14 protein-coding genes are annotated in these 14,397 nt (G+C 45.0%); 7 read left to right on the top strand and 7 right to left on the bottom strand.

Features of this window, described 5'->3' with window-relative positions; all coding sequences use genetic code 11:
* The first annotated feature begins 10 nt into the window (after positions 1–10).
* Together hflD and purB are read left to right on the top strand one after the other, a co-directional pair.
* Entirely contained in the window at positions 11–628 is a 618-nt protein-coding gene (gene hflD, locus D5I41_RS13410; protein WP_102360223.1) for a high frequency lysogenization protein HflD, read from the top strand.
* A 141-nt stretch (positions 629–769) separates the two neighbouring features.
* A complete protein-coding gene (gene purB, locus D5I41_RS13405; RefSeq protein WP_119010209.1) occupies positions 770–2,140 on the top strand; it encodes an adenylosuccinate lyase in 1,371 nt (456 codons plus the stop codon).
* Between the two features lie 329 nt (positions 2,141–2,469).
* Here the strand turns inward: purB and glgA are convergent, their stop codons facing one another.
* Both glgA and D5I41_RS13395 read right to left on the bottom strand, forming a co-directional pair.
* A complete protein-coding gene (gene glgA / locus D5I41_RS13400) occupies positions 2,470–3,918 on the bottom strand; it encodes a glycogen synthase GlgA (RefSeq protein ID WP_119010208.1) in 1,449 nt (482 codons plus the stop codon).
* A 320-nt stretch (positions 3,919–4,238) separates the two neighbouring features.
* Entirely contained in the window at positions 4,239–5,261 is a 1,023-nt protein-coding gene (locus tag D5I41_RS13395) for a porin (RefSeq protein WP_119010207.1), read from the bottom strand.
* 534 nt (positions 5,262–5,795) lie between these two features.
* Here D5I41_RS13395 and dinG point away from each other — a divergent pair.
* From dinG to xthA, 5 genes are read left to right on the top strand one after another with little or no spacing between them, the layout of a single operon-like run.
* Entirely contained in the window at positions 5,796–7,865 is a 2,070-nt protein-coding gene (gene dinG / locus D5I41_RS13390; RefSeq protein ID WP_119010206.1) for an ATP-dependent DNA helicase DinG, read from the top strand.
* Between the two features lie 17 nt (positions 7,866–7,882).
* Positions 7,883–8,662: a sulfite exporter TauE/SafE family protein gene (locus D5I41_RS13385; RefSeq protein ID WP_119010205.1), complete on the top strand. Its 780-nt coding sequence runs from the start codon at positions 7,883–7,885 to the stop codon at positions 8,660–8,662.
* A 9-nt stretch (positions 8,663–8,671) separates the two neighbouring features.
* Complete coding sequence (locus tag D5I41_RS13380; RefSeq protein ID WP_119010204.1) at positions 8,672–9,220, top strand: primosomal replication protein; 549 nt, start codon at positions 8,672–8,674, stop codon at positions 9,218–9,220.
* Positions 9,220–9,387, top strand: a complete 168-nt coding sequence (gene rsmS, locus D5I41_RS13375; RefSeq protein WP_119010203.1) for a pleiotropic regulatory protein RsmS — start codon at positions 9,220–9,222, stop codon at positions 9,385–9,387. Before D5I41_RS13380 ends, rsmS begins: the two co-directional genes overlap by 1 nt.
* A 42-nt stretch (positions 9,388–9,429) precedes the next feature.
* The gene (gene xthA, locus D5I41_RS13370) at positions 9,430–10,236 is read left to right on the top strand and encodes an exodeoxyribonuclease III (protein WP_102555290.1); all 807 of its coding nucleotides are present in this window, start codon (positions 9,430–9,432) and stop codon (positions 10,234–10,236) included.
* A gap of 54 nt (positions 10,237–10,290) precedes the next feature.
* On the opposite strand, the gene D5I41_RS21240 is transcribed toward xthA, so the two are convergent.
* From D5I41_RS21240 to D5I41_RS13350, 5 genes are all read right to left on the bottom strand, one after another.
* Positions 10,291–10,443: a hypothetical protein gene (locus tag D5I41_RS21240; RefSeq protein ID WP_162892839.1), complete on the bottom strand. Its 153-nt coding sequence runs from the start codon at positions 10,441–10,443 to the stop codon at positions 10,291–10,293.
* A gap of 215 nt (positions 10,444–10,658) precedes the next feature.
* Complete coding sequence (locus D5I41_RS13365) at positions 10,659–11,342, bottom strand: ABC transporter permease (protein WP_102555289.1); 684 nt, start codon at positions 11,340–11,342, stop codon at positions 10,659–10,661.
* Positions 11,343–11,345: 3 nt separating this feature from the next.
* Positions 11,346–12,086: an ABC transporter permease gene (locus D5I41_RS13360; protein ID WP_119010202.1), complete on the bottom strand. Its 741-nt coding sequence runs from the start codon at positions 12,084–12,086 to the stop codon at positions 11,346–11,348.
* Between the two features lie 170 nt (positions 12,087–12,256).
* Positions 12,257–13,033 carry an ABC transporter substrate-binding protein gene (locus D5I41_RS13355; RefSeq protein ID WP_017030366.1) on the bottom strand — a complete coding sequence of 259 codons (777 nt, stop codon included), beginning with the start codon at positions 13,031–13,033 and terminating at the stop codon, positions 12,257–12,259.
* A 66-nt stretch (positions 13,034–13,099) separates the two neighbouring features.
* Positions 13,100–13,870 carry an ABC transporter ATP-binding protein gene (locus tag D5I41_RS13350; protein ID WP_017030367.1) on the bottom strand — a complete coding sequence of 257 codons (771 nt, stop codon included), beginning with the start codon at positions 13,868–13,870 and terminating at the stop codon, positions 13,100–13,102.
* Positions 13,871–14,397 lie beyond the last annotated feature (527 nt).

The following is a 14,397-nucleotide window of genomic DNA, read 5'->3' as shown; positions in this document are numbered from 1 at the left end:
GAGTTCTTACGTGGCAAATACCAATTATGACCGTACCATCGCTTTTGCTGGCATCTGCCAGGCTGTCGCTTTAGTTCAACAAGTGGCAAAAGACGGACATTGTAATTCTGCCGCGTTTGAAACCTCAGTTGCTGCAATTATCAATACCAACCCAGCCGACACGGTCAGCGTCTTTGGCAATGAGCGTGACCTTAAGGTGGGACTTGAATGTCTAGCACGTGGCATTGATAGCTCAGCAACAGGCAATGAGTTGACCCGCTACGTGATCAGCTTGATGGCATTGGAACGCAAGCTAAGCCAGCGCCGCGACTCTATGGCGCAACTGGGCGATCGCATTCAACAAATTGAGCGCCAAACTGAGCATTTTGATCTGTTTGAAGAACAAATGATCAGCAACCTTGCTAGCGTCTATCTTGATGTGGTCAGCCCAATTGGCCCTCGTATTCAAGTCACGGGCAACCCAGCAATGCTTCAACAAACCTCGGTACAAAGCAAGGTCCGTGCCCTACTCCTTTCTGGTATTCGTAGTGCCGTACTGTGGCGTCAGGTGGGTGGCAAGCGTCGCCACTTAATCTTTGGCCGCAAGAAAATGATTGAGCAGGCTGAGATACTTTTAGCTCGAATTTAAACATTGGCTCGCGCATTGTCGCGAGCTAATTTTTTTGCGCACAGAAAATTAACGCAATCGTTTGCGCAACACTAGTGACAATTGCCTTTGTTACTGGTATAAACCTCACAAAATTTAAGAAACTCAACTCGGGAGAACAACATGGAACTGTCAGCATTGACTGCTGTTTCACCAGTAGACGGCCGTTACGGTAGCAAAACCACTGCACTACGTAGCATCTTTAGTGAGTATGGCCTCCTAAAGTACCGTACTATCGTTGAAATCCGCTGGCTACAAAAGCTTGCAGCAACAGATGCAATCGCAGAAGTACCAGCGTTTAGCGCTGAAGCAAACCAATTTCTTGACAACGTAGCGGCTAACTTCAGCGAAGAAGACGCACAACGCATCAAGGACATTGAGCGCACGACTAACCACGACGTAAAAGCGGTTGAGTACTTCCTAAAAGAGAAAGTTGCTGGCGTACCAGAGCTTCACGCGGTTAACGAGTTCATCCACTTTGCATGTACTTCAGAAGACATCAACAACACCTCTCACGCTCTAATGCTTAAAGAAGCACGTGAGACTGTGATTCTTCCTGAGATCAAAAACATCATTGATGCTCTAAAAGCACTTGCTGTTGAATACCGTGACATTCCACTTCTATCTCGTACACACGGCCAGCCAGCATCCCCATCAACTATGGGTAAAGAAATGGCTAACGTAGCGTACCGTATGGAGCGTCAATACAAGCAAATCGAAAGTGTTGAGATTCTAGGTAAAGTGAACGGCGCAGTAGGTAACTACAACGCTCACCTATCCGCTTACCCTGAAGTCGATTGGCACCAGTTTGCAGAAGAGTTCATCACCGAGTCTCTTGGCGTAACTTGGAACCCTTACACCACTCAAATTGAGCCACACGATTACATTGCTGAACTGTTTGATGCAGTTGCACGTTTCAACACTATCTTGATCGATTTCGATCGTGATATCTGGGGTTATATTGCACTAGGTCACTTTAAGCAAAAAACCATTGCTGGCGAAATTGGTTCTTCAACCATGCCGCACAAGGTTAACCCAATCGACTTTGAAAACTCGGAAGGTAACCTAGGTCTTGCTAACGCTGTATTCGGCCACCTAGCACAAAAACTGCCTATCTCTCGCTGGCAGCGTGACCTAACTGACTCTACGGTTCTGCGTAACCTAGGTGTTGGCGTAGGCTACGCAATCATTGCATACACTTCTACATTGAAAGGTATTAGCAAGCTAGAAGTGAACCGTGAAGCACTGCTTGCAGAGCTAGACAAGAACTGGGAAGTATTGGCAGAACCAGTACAAACAGTCATGCGTCGCTACGGTATCGAGAAACCATACGAGAAGCTAAAAGAGCTAACACGCGGTAAGCGCGTTGACGGCGAAGCAATGCGTAACTTCATCGACGGCCTAGAGCTTCCAGAAGACGAGAAAGCTCGCCTGAAAGAAATGACTCCTGCGAACTATATTGGTCAAGCAATCGAACTGACTGATAAGCTGTAAGTATCAGCTATCAGCCTGGCTTTCATACACAAGTATTGAACGTCGTTCAAAATGAGCTCTTGTATGTCCGTTTAGAGCATTACTTTGAATAAACGTCGTCCCCGAGTGCTTTTCCGGGCTGGCGTACCAGTCGGGGACCTTTTATAAAAACAGATGCCCGACCAGAGTGCTGACCCAGAAAAGCACTCGGGCATGACGGAAGTTCTAAAGTTCGATTTGTGATCAAGAGACAGGCTATTAGCTATTAGCTATTAGCTATTAGCTATTAGCTAGATAATAAAAAGCCTGAATCTTTCGATTCAGGCTTTTTTGTGCTCATTGAGTTATCGCTACATTGCGCTCTTGAACATTGCCAAGTATTTCTCTGCAGCCACATCCCAGCCGAAGTCTTGCTTCATTGCGCGTAGTTGCACTTCAGCAAACTCTGTTGGCTGTTGAAGGTACAAAATCAATGCACGTTGCATACAGACTAGTAGCTCATCTGGAATTGGGTCGTGGAATGAAAAGCCGGTACCAACACTTGGGTCAGTATCGTAATCATTCACGGTATCCTTCAGGCCACCTACATCGCGAACGATTGGCAGCGTGCCGTAAGCCATAGAGTAAAGCTGGTTCAAGCCACATGCTTCAAATTCTGAAGGCATTAAGAAGAAATCTGAGCCTGCTTCTACAAGGTGAGCTAGACGGTTGTCATATGCTTCTACAAAGGCAAACTTATCGCCGTATTGCTCTGATACTTCACGCAGTTGCGCTGCAATATCAGGATCGCCCGTACCTATGATCACTAGCTGTACATCGTTCTTCAAGAAACGATCTAGGATAGGCAAAATGTAGTGGAAGCCTTTTTGATGAGTCAGACGACACACCATGCCAAACATAGGGAGCTTAGCCACAGGAAGATTAAACTCCTGTTGAAGCGCTGTTTTGTTGGCAGATTTACCGGCTTTAAAGCTCGCCTTCGTGGGCTTGAACTTCTTCACTAGATATTTATCTGTTGCTGGATCCCATTCGCTGTAGTCACAACCATTCACGATGCCAGAAAAATCTGCAGAGCGAGATACGAAGTCGTTAACTAGGCCATGAGAGCCCAGTGGGGTCTTCAGCTCTTCAGCGTAGTTTGGGCTCACTGCATTAAGCTTGTCAGCGTATTGGATACCTGCACGTAGCATGCTGATGCAGTCGTGACCGTAGTTCACCGTGCTTGCTTCAACTTGCTTTAGTTCTGGAATGATACTTACTTCATTGTATGGGTAGATTCCCTTAAACAATGCATTATGAATAGTCAGTGCGCTCTTGATGCCTTTGTAGAAATCGTTGCTGGCAAAGCGTGTCTTCAATAAGAAAGGCACTAAGCCAGTGTGCCAATCATTGGCGTGAACCACGTCAGGCTTGAAGTTAAGCTTCGGCAAAGCATCTAGGCTTGCTGCCGCAAAGAACGCAAAGCGCTCACCGTTGTCCGCGTACGCTTGGTTACGCTCAGCATAAAGCTCTGGACGGTCGAAATATTGTGCACACTCAAATGCGTACACGGGTACGCCATCAAGCTCTAACTTACGAACTTGGTACGGAGTATGTGGAAAGTGCTCTAGCGTAGTAGAAAGCACAACTGGGCTCTGTTCAAAGTTAGGTAACTTTGTATAGCCAGGAATAGCGATAGCGATATTCGCGCCCTTATTTTGTAGCGCTTTTGGCAGCGCCTTACCTACGTCTGCCAAGCCTCCGCTTTTTACTAGTCCTTCAGCTTCGGAGACGGTAAACCAAACTTTTAATTGTGACATTTTGGGGAAATCCTGTTTTTCATTAGAGCTGTTGACAGCTTCTGGTTATGGTCGATTTGACTCGTGTCATTTCTAGGCAATTTTAACATAAAAAACAAACGATTGCGCTAGTGCTTCACGGCACTACTCAGCAGGCTAAAGATTCATATCTTGAAGAGTACTCACAGGCATCAATTCAAGTCATAAGTCACTGCAATCACATACTTAAACGATAAGTAAAAAAAGATAAAAGGCGATTTTAGGTGGGGTTTTGCATGCTTCAGAAAGGAAAATGCCCAGCACTGAGGCTGGGCATTAAAATACTTATGTCTTACTAGTGATTACCAGTAGAAACGTGCACCAACTGCGAAGTTGCTTTCGCCGTCTGCAACTTGTGGCTCAACTTGAGCATCAGACCCTTGGTTGTTATAACCAAGTGTTACACCGTCGCCGTAACCATACTCACCGTAAATGCGAGCCCAAGAGTTAAACTTGTGCTCGATACCAACGTAGACAAGTGTACCATCTTCGTCACCACCACCAAGTGCGCTATTAGCTTCTTGCATTGTAAATTCGTAACCAGCGTATAGAGCTGTTTTTTCCATCATTTGGAAAATACCAGCTACAGAGAAACCATTCTCATCAATTTTTTCAGGTCCGTCTTGGTTTGCTAACTCAGCCCAGTAGTAAGTGAAACCGATCAGGTGGTCACCAAGACCATACTCTGCAGTAAACTCAGCGTAGGTATTTTCTAAAAGTACTGTAGTTGCAGGATCAGCAGGAGTAGTTTCACCAGTGTAACCAGCACCTACGTGTAGGCTTAGATCACCAAATGAAGTACCAGCGAATGCTTCATAAAGGTCTTGGTTAGAATCATCGTTGTTCAAACCATAAGCAGCCTTAACCCAGAATGCGTCACCATCAAATTTGTATTGAATTTGAGACTCATGCAATGCGCCTGAAAGTGTTGCGTAACGTAGAGCAGAACCACCGAAGAAGTAAGAGTAATCAGCACCGTACACATCATCCGAGATAGTCCACTGCTTACCAAATTCAAATGTACCAAAATCGCCAGCGAAACCAACGTAGTGTTGACGTTGAGTTACACCACCATCTGCTACACCAATCTCTACTAGACCGATTACATCTACAGAATCTGTGATCGAGTAGCTACCTTTAACACCCGTACGAGAAGAACCAGAGCTTAGAGTTGCTTCATGGTCTTTAGAATCTAGGAATTTTAACTCTTGACGAAGTTGACCGTAGAATTCTACTGAACCATCTTCAGACTTGTAGATTTCTGCTGCATTTACAGAAGTGGCAGCTACAGATGCTACTGCTAGCGCTAATAGTGTCTTTTTCATGTTAATTTACGTCCTTTTCTTTTAACTCGAACCCTATGCGGCTCTTGAAATATATTTATTTTTATAATCATCAGGTGAAAATGCTTCTACATCTACGCTCTCCTGAAGTTGGTGATACATTGCAATTTTTCTAAAGCAGTGTCAAACACCCTAAAAAATACAAATGAAAATATAAAAATCACATAAAAACAACAACTTAGCTAAGTGCAAATGCACAGCTCACAGTTTTTACAGCCAATTCACCACCACTTAACAATTTTGCAAAGTAGTAATTCTACAGAATTAACCACTATTTTTACTTTCACATTTAGGGTTTAATTTATTGACATAATAAAATCTAAACGGACTTTTAAAATTATCCACCAAGGTGGCACGACAATGGAATCATGTAGAAGTTTCAGTCGCTTAGGTCGGCCAATAACATTTATGTGACCTTGATCTCAAAAAATATTCGATAAATAACATTTTGAGGGGAACTCTTTGTGCTTTAGAGGTGTGTTATCATGGCCAAAGCATCTAACTGTTTGAAAAGAAATGAATAGAAAAATCCAAGAAGCGATTCGCCACAGCTATAAAAACCTACATCATCAGCTGGATAACTTTATCCCTCGTCGCGCGCAAAATTACCTTGTAGCTGAGATAACCAAGACCTTATGTGGTGATTATCACAAGTCGAATCGCCTAATAGTGGCTGAGGCCGGAACCGGCATTGGTAAGTCATTAGCCTACTTGATGGCCACTATTCCAGTGGCAAAGTTTAATAGCCGTAAGGTGGTGATCTCTACCGCGACTGTTGCTCTGCAAGAACAGCTGATTAATAAAGATCTGCCACTGTATCGTCGCCTAGTGGATTTTGAGTTCTCTTTTATATTGGCCAAAGGCAGACAACGCTATTGCTGCGCAGAAAAGCTCGCGGCTGCCTCCGGCGCTGATGAGACGCAAATAGCCATGTTCGAAACCAAGCCAAACAAATCAGATATCGATTTATTGGAGAGAATGTACAAGGCGCTATCTGACAATAAATGGGATGGCGATCGAGATTCTTGGCCCAAGCCAATAAAAGATCAGGTTTGGCAAAGCATTGTCAGCGATAAGCACAGCTGTAACAACGGGCTCCCTGCACATAGGGACTGCCCTTTTCAGAAAGCACGCTCTGAGCTCGATAAAGCCGATGTAGTGATTGCCAACCATAGCTTGGTTATGGCCGACTTAGACTTGGGTGGCGGCGTTATTCTTTCCGAGCCGGAAAATACCATCTATGTATTCGATGAGGCGCACCATCTGCCTAAGGTTGCCCGAGATCACTCCTCCGCTTCAGCGAGCTTAAAAGGCGCGGCGGCATGGCTAGAAACCCTAAACAAAAGCAGTAGCAAAATATCCTCCCTCGGCGATGCCAAAAGAGTCGATCGCTTTCTTACTGAGCTGCAAAACTCTATCGGTGAGATCATTCCAAGCCTTAATAACGTTGCGCGTCAGCTCGATCCTGCCGGTTTTAAAGAAAATCGACTGAGGTTTGAGCATGGTGAACTGCCCCATTGGCTAGTAGAGCAAAGCAAAGAGTTAAAAACCGTCTGTAATAAGGCCGCACAAGCTTTGGCTAAGATCACCGACCTGATTAGTGAACGCGTTAAAGACGGGGAGGTATCCCCTCGCTTAGCCGAGCCTGCGCTTGCCGAAGCAGGCTTCTTTTTGCAACGTCTAGAAAACCTTGCCAAGGTTTGGCAGTTAATGGCTGAACCGTCACGAGACAAAGGCGCTCCGTTGGCCCGTTGGATTGAAACCAATCCAGAGCGGGAGTTGGACTTCATCGTCAGTGTTTCACCTCTCGAGGTCGGTTGGTCTCTAGATCAGAAGCTTTGGAGCAAGTGTGTTGGCGCGGTATTAACCTCAGCCACACTAAGAGCGCTCAATTCGTTCCAGTTTTTTTGCCAGCAAAGTGGTGTTAGCTATGATAAAGAGGAAGGAACACAGTTTTTAGCCCTAGCCTCGCCCTTCGATTATCAAAACAATGCCGAATTGATAGTGCCTAAAGCAAAGTATGAGCCTCAAGCACCACAATTTACCGAATACCTCAGTGAAGAGCTGATTAATTGGCTAGTGCCTGATAAGGCAAATCTAGTGTTATTTGCCTCTTACTGGCAAATGAACCAAGTCGCGGACGCAATGCAAAAAGAGCTCACCAAAAAGGGTTGGCAATTACAGGTCCAGGGTGATAGTTCTCGAATTGAAATCATAAAAAATCATAAAACCGCCGTAAAGAAAGGAAAAACCAGCATATTGTTTGGTACTGGTAGCTTTTCTGAGGGCCTTGATTTACCTGGAGCGTTATTAGAGAACCTGGTCATTACCAAGATCCCATTTGCGGTACCCACCTCTCCTGTAGAAGAAGCTCACGCAGAGTATATCGAAAGCCGTGGCGGCAATCCGTTCATGCAAATTGCGGTGCCAGAAGCGAGCAAAAAGCTGATCCAATCTGTAGGGAGATTACTGCGCAAGGAGCAAGATTCTGGTAGAGTTATTATCTTCGACCGCCGTATCGTAACCAAACGTTACGGCAAGGCACTATTAGACTCTTTACCACCCTTTAAACGTCGCATCGATTAGGACTGATTCATTACTCAATGGAATACATAGAACCAAGTATGCTGCTCATATTGGCCCTTGTTGCCTTTATTGCAGGCTTTATTGATGCAGTTGCTGGCGGTGGTGGGATGCTTACTGTCCCTGCATTGCTTTCTATTGGCTTACCTCCTCATATCGCTTTGGGTACCAATAAATTAGCCGCGTCTTTTGCCTCTTCGACAGCGGCCTTTACCTATTACAAGAAAAAGCTGTTTAAGCCTAGATTATGGCTGCCTACGTTCATTGCCACTCTCATTGGCGCAACGTGCGGCACCTTGTTTGTAGATTCTATTTCTACCGAGTGGTTAGAAAAGGTGCTCCCTCTTGTCATTTTGGCTGCCGCTCTTTATACCATCATTCATAAAACCACTGATGCCAATAAGAACCTAATGCCCGAACCAGGTAGAAAGCACAACATCACGCAAGTGACGCAAGGCTTTAGTCTAGGTTTTTATGATGGCGTGGCAGGACCTGGAACCGGCGCGTTTTGGACCGTTAGTAGCATGGCGCTTTATCGCCTGAATATACTACTGGCATCCGGTCTTGCAAAGGCAATGAACTTCACTAGTAATTTCACCTCATTAATTACCTTTGCCATTTTGGGGCATATCGATTGGCTTTTAGGTCTAACGATGGGCTTTTGTCTAATGCTTGGCGCGTATTTTGGTGCGCATTCTGCCATACGATTTGGCGCTAAATTTATCCGCCCTGTATTTGTCACTGTGGTGACTATCCTAGCGGCTAAGCTTGCTTATGACGCTTGGTTCGTCACTCTGTAAGGGATCTTGATGAGTCAATTCGCACAACTAAAAGAAAAACTATCGCAAATGGCGTACAGCGCAGAACAGCTGGACAAGCAGCGCGGGGAACATCATCTGCCTTTATTTGATAGCAGTTTATTTAACTGCCGAGCTAAGGTATTGCTACCTTGCGTCAAAGAAGCCACTAACACCTATGAAGCGATAAGCCGTGAGAAGCAGCACGGACTACTCACAACTGAGCGTGCAGAATATTTATCCGAACGACTGCTAGCACAAATAAGCGCCATAACGCGCGAGCTCTCCACCGCTTATTTTCGTAAAGATGAGCCTAAGCATAAGAGCTATTACCGCAAACCTATCAACGCCATCTATCAAGACCTTGCTAAACACAAAGAGTGGGAGCGCCAGCTCATGGAGATGGTGATAGATAGGCAGCGCGCCTTAGACACGGCAGTGGGTTTTAATCTGAGCCAAGCTCAAAAAGCCCTGATCACCGCAGAGCAGCGCCTGCAACGTTGCAAAGATGCCATTATCAAGATAGAAAAACAGATAACCTTTAGGGAGCAACATCAATAATGAGTGAACCTAGATCGCCATTAGATAATGCACCAGATGACATTAAACTGGCTGTCGACCTTATCTACCTGTTTGAATCCAACGAGGTAGATATCGATACCGCCCTCTCTGCCCTTGAGATCGTTAAGAGCGATCTGATCAGTAAAAAACAACAGCAACAAGACTAGGGTCTATTGACCCTAGCCCTGCTCAATCAACGGAATTGAATAATGAAAGTAATTAGTTTCAATATTAACGGCCTTCGTGCCCGACTTCACCAACTGCAAGCCATTATAGACAAGCATCAGCCGGACGTTATCGGGCTGCAGGAAATCAAGGTACATGACGAAGCCTTCCCTATCGAAGATGTCGAAGCAATGGGATACAAGGTCTATCATCATGGTCAAAAGGCTCACTACGGTGTGGCGATGCTTTGTAAGAAAGAGCCGATCTCAGTACAAAAAGGCTTCCCTACTGACAATGAAGATCATCAAAAGCGCATGATCATGGTGACAGTAGAAGATGAACAAGGCCAACCAGTGACCATCCTTAATGGCTATTTCCCGCAGGGCGATAATATCTCCCACGAAACTAAGTACCCCTATAAGCGCCAGTTCTATAAAGATCTCATGACCTACCTAAATGATCATCACAACAGCGATGAGCAGTTGATCGTCATGGGAGATATCAATATCAGCCCTATCGATGCCGATATAGGCATTGGCGAACCTAATCGCAAGCGCTGGCTTAAGACGGGTAAGTGTTCTTTCCAACCTGAAGAGCGTGAGTGGCTAAAAACTTTGATGGATTGGGGCTTTGAAGATACGTTCCGCAAGCTACAGCCTGAAGTGAATGACCGTTTTTCTTGGTTCGACTATCGCTCTAAGGGCTTCCCTGATAATCGAGGCTTACGTATTGATGTGGTATTAGCAACGCCTTCTCTTGCGGAGAAGTGTATCGAATCAGAGGTTGATTACGAACTGCGTGGCATCGAGAAGCCTTCTGATCACGCGCCGATCTGGGCAACATTTAAATAGCGGAGTTGCCCACTTGAAACGTAAAAAGGTAGCCATTGGGCTACCTTTTTTATTTTATGCTTTATTTAGGTCACGCGCTGGGTATGTCAATGTCATACCTTCTACTGTTACATGGACATAATATCCACCAGCACTTAAACCTGTGACTACCATTTGGCCAAGATCAATACCCTTGGTTGCTACAACTACGTCTTCGATTTCAAACATTTAACTACCCAATTTACAGATAAAATAGAACTGACTCTTTTGCTTGGGCGGTATTGAAACAGATTGTTAGGCTCTGGACTAATCCGATTATTTGTCGTCTAGATGATTAAATTTTATCGTTCACTAATCTTGACCTTCGATGTATGAGCCATGAGTAATAAACACAAAAAAGCCGACTGGATTTTCATCAAGTCGGCTTTAGGTTCATCGTTTTTCTATTTCGATTCTAATGGTCTTAGATAAGCTAAGAATCGCTTCTCTGCATGTTTGAACACGAACAAGATAATGAAGGTCAAACTCATATAGAACAGGCCTGCCGTTAGGAAAGACTCAAACGGCGCGTAGTATCGAGAATTAACCAGGCGCGCTGCACCTGTCAGATCAAGTATGGTGACAATACCCGCAACGGCTGAGCCATGCAGCATGAAGATCACTTCATTACTGTAAGCAGGCAAGGCACGGCGAAGTGCGCTTGGCAAAATGATTCTTCTATAGGTCGCAAATGGGCTCATGCCATAAGCCTTAGCCGCTTCTACTTCACCTTTAGGTAAACCATTAATTGCGCCACGAATGATTTCAGAGGTGTACGCCGAGGTATTTAGGATAAATGCGACTAACGCACAAAACCACGCATTCTCCCACATGGTATCTTTTACTGGGTAGAATTGATCCATACCGTAATAAATCAGATACAGCTGCACCAATAAAGGCGTGCCACGGAAGAAATAGATAAATGCCCAAGTCGGCCCTACGAACAACCAGTTTTTACTGTTGCGCGCAATGGCTAAAGGAATGGCAATGCACAAACCGATGATCAGTGCCAAGCCTACCAGCCACACCGTGGTGTACAGGCCTTCTAAATAGATGTCGAAGCTGTCGAGGATAATTGAGAAATCCATGTCCTACCTCGCTTGGATACTAAATTTGCGTTCAACAAGCTTTAATAAGCCAGTAGAAACAGCAGTAAACAATAAGAAAATCAGCGATACCGCCATGTAGAAGGTAAACGGCGCCTTCGTCGTACCCGCAGCCATAGCACTCACGCGAACCATATCTTCCAAGCCAATAATGGAAACGAGCGCGGTGGTTTTCAGCAGTACCAACCAGTTGTTACCAAAGCCAGGTAATGCATGTCGAATCATCTGCGGTAAAAGGATACGTCTAAAGGCAAGTACTGGGCTCATACCGTAGGCTTTACCCGCCTCTAGTTCGCCAGCGTCGACCGCCATTATCGCTCCGCGGAAAGTTTCCGCCATATAGGCTCCAAAGATAAAACCTATGGTAAGGATGCCCGCCACATAAGGGCTAACATCAATATAATCTGGAACATAAGAAACCCACTCATGACTAGGGTCGCTTGATGTAAAGTACTCATTAAGCCATTCGTTGATGCCATACAAGCTATTATTAAGCAGGATCTGGCCACCGAAGAAAATCAGCATCATCAGCACTAAGTCTGGGATACCACGAATAATGGTGGTGTAAAGGGTCGCAATACCACGAGCCACACGATAAGGCGATAGCTTAGCTAACGCGCCCACCATGCCGAGTATTACTGCCAAAAGCAGTGATAGCACAGCTACCTGTAACGTCAGCCAAGCTCCACTGAGAATCGAGGCTTCATATCCCTGTAAATCTAACATAATTATCTTCCAACACTATTACGGCTATGTTGGCGTCCTAGTTGATGACAGTTGCCTGTTTACAACAGTACAAACCGTTGAAGCGTTCATCAAACAACATCTGATGAGGCTGAGAAAAATAGCCCGGAAATAGCGATCTATTACCGGGCTATAGCTGTTACCTAATTGGCTTACTCGCCGTATACGTCGTAGTTGAAGTATTTAGCAGCAATCTCGTCGTACACACCCTTCTCACGTAGAGCAAGGATTGCAGCGTCTAGTTTCGCCGTTAGCTCTTTGTCTTGCTTGCGAGTCGCGATGCCCATGCCTTCACCGAACCACTGAGGATCCGTTAGAGAAGGACCAACGAATTCGTATTGGTCGCCTTCAGCAGAGTTAAGAACACCTTCTTCTAGTGCCGATGCGTCACCTAGTACTGCCGCAATACGGCCGTTTGCAAGGTCAAGGTACGCCTCATCAAAAGAACCGTAACGAACGATCTCTACTTGACCGTCGTAGTTATCAGATAGGTACTTATCGTGAGTTGTTGCACGCTGAACACCAATCTTAACGCCGTCTAGGCCCGCTTTAGTGAACTCAAGGTCAGCACCCTTCTTAGCAATAAACTTGTTAGGGATTTGAGCGTATTTACCAGTAAAGTCGATACGCTTCTTACGCTCTTCAGTGATAGACATTGCAGCGATAATCGCATCGTACTTACGTGCTAGTAGAGAAGGAATGATACCGTCCCAATCCTGAGCAACGAGTACACACTTAACCTGCATCTCTTCACACAGCGCGTTCGCCATATCCACGTCAAAGCCGCTTAGTGAGCCATCGGCTTCAGTTTTACTAAATGGAGGGTACGCACCCTCAATGCCGAAGCGAACTTGTTTCCATTCTTTCGCTTGTGCAACGCCAGAAAGTGCTGTTGCTGCTAGTGTTGCAGCCAATAACCACTTTTTCATATCCATACTCCTGTGATTTAAGTGTTTTTTTGTTGTGTTTAAGTGAGCGCTTTAAGAGCACTTCGTTTAGTAAATTGATGAAATAAACTGTTGTAGGCGTTCTGATTCAGGGCTAGTGAACAACTTGGCAGGATCGCCCTGCTCTTCGACTAAACCTTGATGCAAGAACATAACGTGGTTAGACACATCACGAGCAAATGCCATTTCGTGTGTCACAACCAACATGGTGCGGCCTTCTTCGGCAAGGTCTCGCATAACGCCAAGCACTTCGCCTACTAACTCTGGATCCAGAGCTGAGGTAGGTTCGTCAAATAGCATTACTTCTGGATCTACCGCCAACGCACGCGCTATTGCTGCACGCTGTTGCTGACCACCGGAAAGGTGCCCTGGGTAGTAATCTTTACGCTCGTACAGTCCCACTTTTTGCAGGATCTGTTTGGCATTTTCGATAGCTTGTGCTTTTGGTACACCAAGAACATGTACAGGCGCTTCGATCACGTTCTCTAATACCGTCATATGTGACCAAAGGTTAAAGCCTTGGAATACCATAGCGAGTCGCGAACGAATTCGTTGTACTTGTTTTGCATTTGATGGGAAAGGTTCACCGAGACGATTATTCTTCATCTCAATCAGTTCGCCATTTACCCAGATCTCACCCGCTGTGGGTGTCTCTAAAAGGTTAATACAGCGAAGAAAAGTACTTTTACCTGAGCCTGAGCTACCGATGATAGAGATGACGTCGCCTTTATGTGCATCAAGTGAGATGCCTTTCAGTACTTCATTCTGCCCAAAGGTTTTATGCAGATTATTAATTCTTAGCGCGGGTACATCCGTCATGCGCTTATTTCTCCCTGTAATCCTAGTATCAGGCTATGTTGGTGAAAGAAAGGTACCATTTGCGCAAACGATTAGCAATGGTTCAACAACAGTGAATTTCTAGGATATTTAGTCATATTTACCGCCTATATATACAAATGACGTTATAATTGGCGAATAAACGCACAAACAACAGCACGTTATCAGGCTACAAATGTAAATGAAACCCATAAAAAAACCACAAATTTTTACACATTAGCAACAACTTTGTGGCTTTGAGCATATTTTGTGCAAGGGCGCTGGCAATGTAAGCAAAGGTAAACAAGGCTTTGTGAATGTAAGTGTAATTACCACACTTTTCGTGCGGTTATCTTCCCAGATCCCTTTCTGTACTTTTATTTCAGTAATTTTCTTTAACTGATCAAGATCAATTGTTCTAAGTTGCGACCTTGTTACACTCCGGCCAACAAATTCAAATTTGACAAGTATTTTTCAAATTTTCGCCTAAGATTATTTCGGAAATGACGTGCTACATTCTTACAAGTATG

Origin of the sequence: Vibrio superstes, from assembly GCF_003569005.1 — a bacterium.
Taxonomy (GTDB): Bacteria; Pseudomonadota; Gammaproteobacteria; order Enterobacterales; family Vibrionaceae; genus Vibrio; species Vibrio superstes.
This window is presented reverse-complemented; position numbering and strand designations above follow the sequence as displayed.

Bases quoted from the DNA above. Each gene is read 5' to 3' on its own strand.
- D5I41_RS13385 (WP_119010205.1), top strand. From the start codon at position 7,883: ATGGAATACATAGAACCAAGTATGCTGCTCATATTGGCCCTTGTTGCC.
- purB (WP_119010209.1), top strand. From the start codon at position 770: ATGGAACTGTCAGCATTGACTGCTGTTTCACCAGTAGACGGCCGTTAC.
- D5I41_RS13350 (WP_017030367.1), bottom strand. From the start codon at position 13,870: ATGACGGATGTACCCGCGCTAAGAATTAATAATCTGCATAAAACCTTT.
- D5I41_RS13380 (WP_119010204.1), top strand. From the start codon at position 8,672: ATGAGTCAATTCGCACAACTAAAAGAAAAACTATCGCAAATGGCGTAC.
- xthA (WP_102555290.1), top strand. From the start codon at position 9,430: ATGAAAGTAATTAGTTTCAATATTAACGGCCTTCGTGCCCGACTTCAC.
- D5I41_RS13360 (WP_119010202.1), bottom strand. From the start codon at position 12,086: ATGTTAGATTTACAGGGATATGAAGCCTCGATTCTCAGTGGAGCTTGG.
- D5I41_RS13355 (WP_017030366.1), bottom strand. From the start codon at position 13,033: ATGAAAAAGTGGTTATTGGCTGCAACACTAGCAGCAACAGCACTTTCT.
- D5I41_RS13365 (WP_102555289.1), bottom strand. From the start codon at position 11,342: ATGGATTTCTCAATTATCCTCGACAGCTTCGACATCTATTTAGAAGGC.
- rsmS (WP_119010203.1), top strand. From the start codon at position 9,220: ATGAGTGAACCTAGATCGCCATTAGATAATGCACCAGATGACATTAAA.
- D5I41_RS13395 (WP_119010207.1), bottom strand. From the start codon at position 5,261: ATGAAAAAGACACTATTAGCGCTAGCAGTAGCATCTGTAGCTGCCACT.
- D5I41_RS21240 (WP_162892839.1), bottom strand. From the start codon at position 10,443: ATGTTTGAAATCGAAGACGTAGTTGTAGCAACCAAGGGTATTGATCTT.
- dinG (WP_119010206.1), top strand. From the start codon at position 5,796: ATGAATAGAAAAATCCAAGAAGCGATTCGCCACAGCTATAAAAACCTA.
- glgA (WP_119010208.1), bottom strand. From the start codon at position 3,918: ATGTCACAATTAAAAGTTTGGTTTACCGTCTCCGAAGCTGAAGGACTA.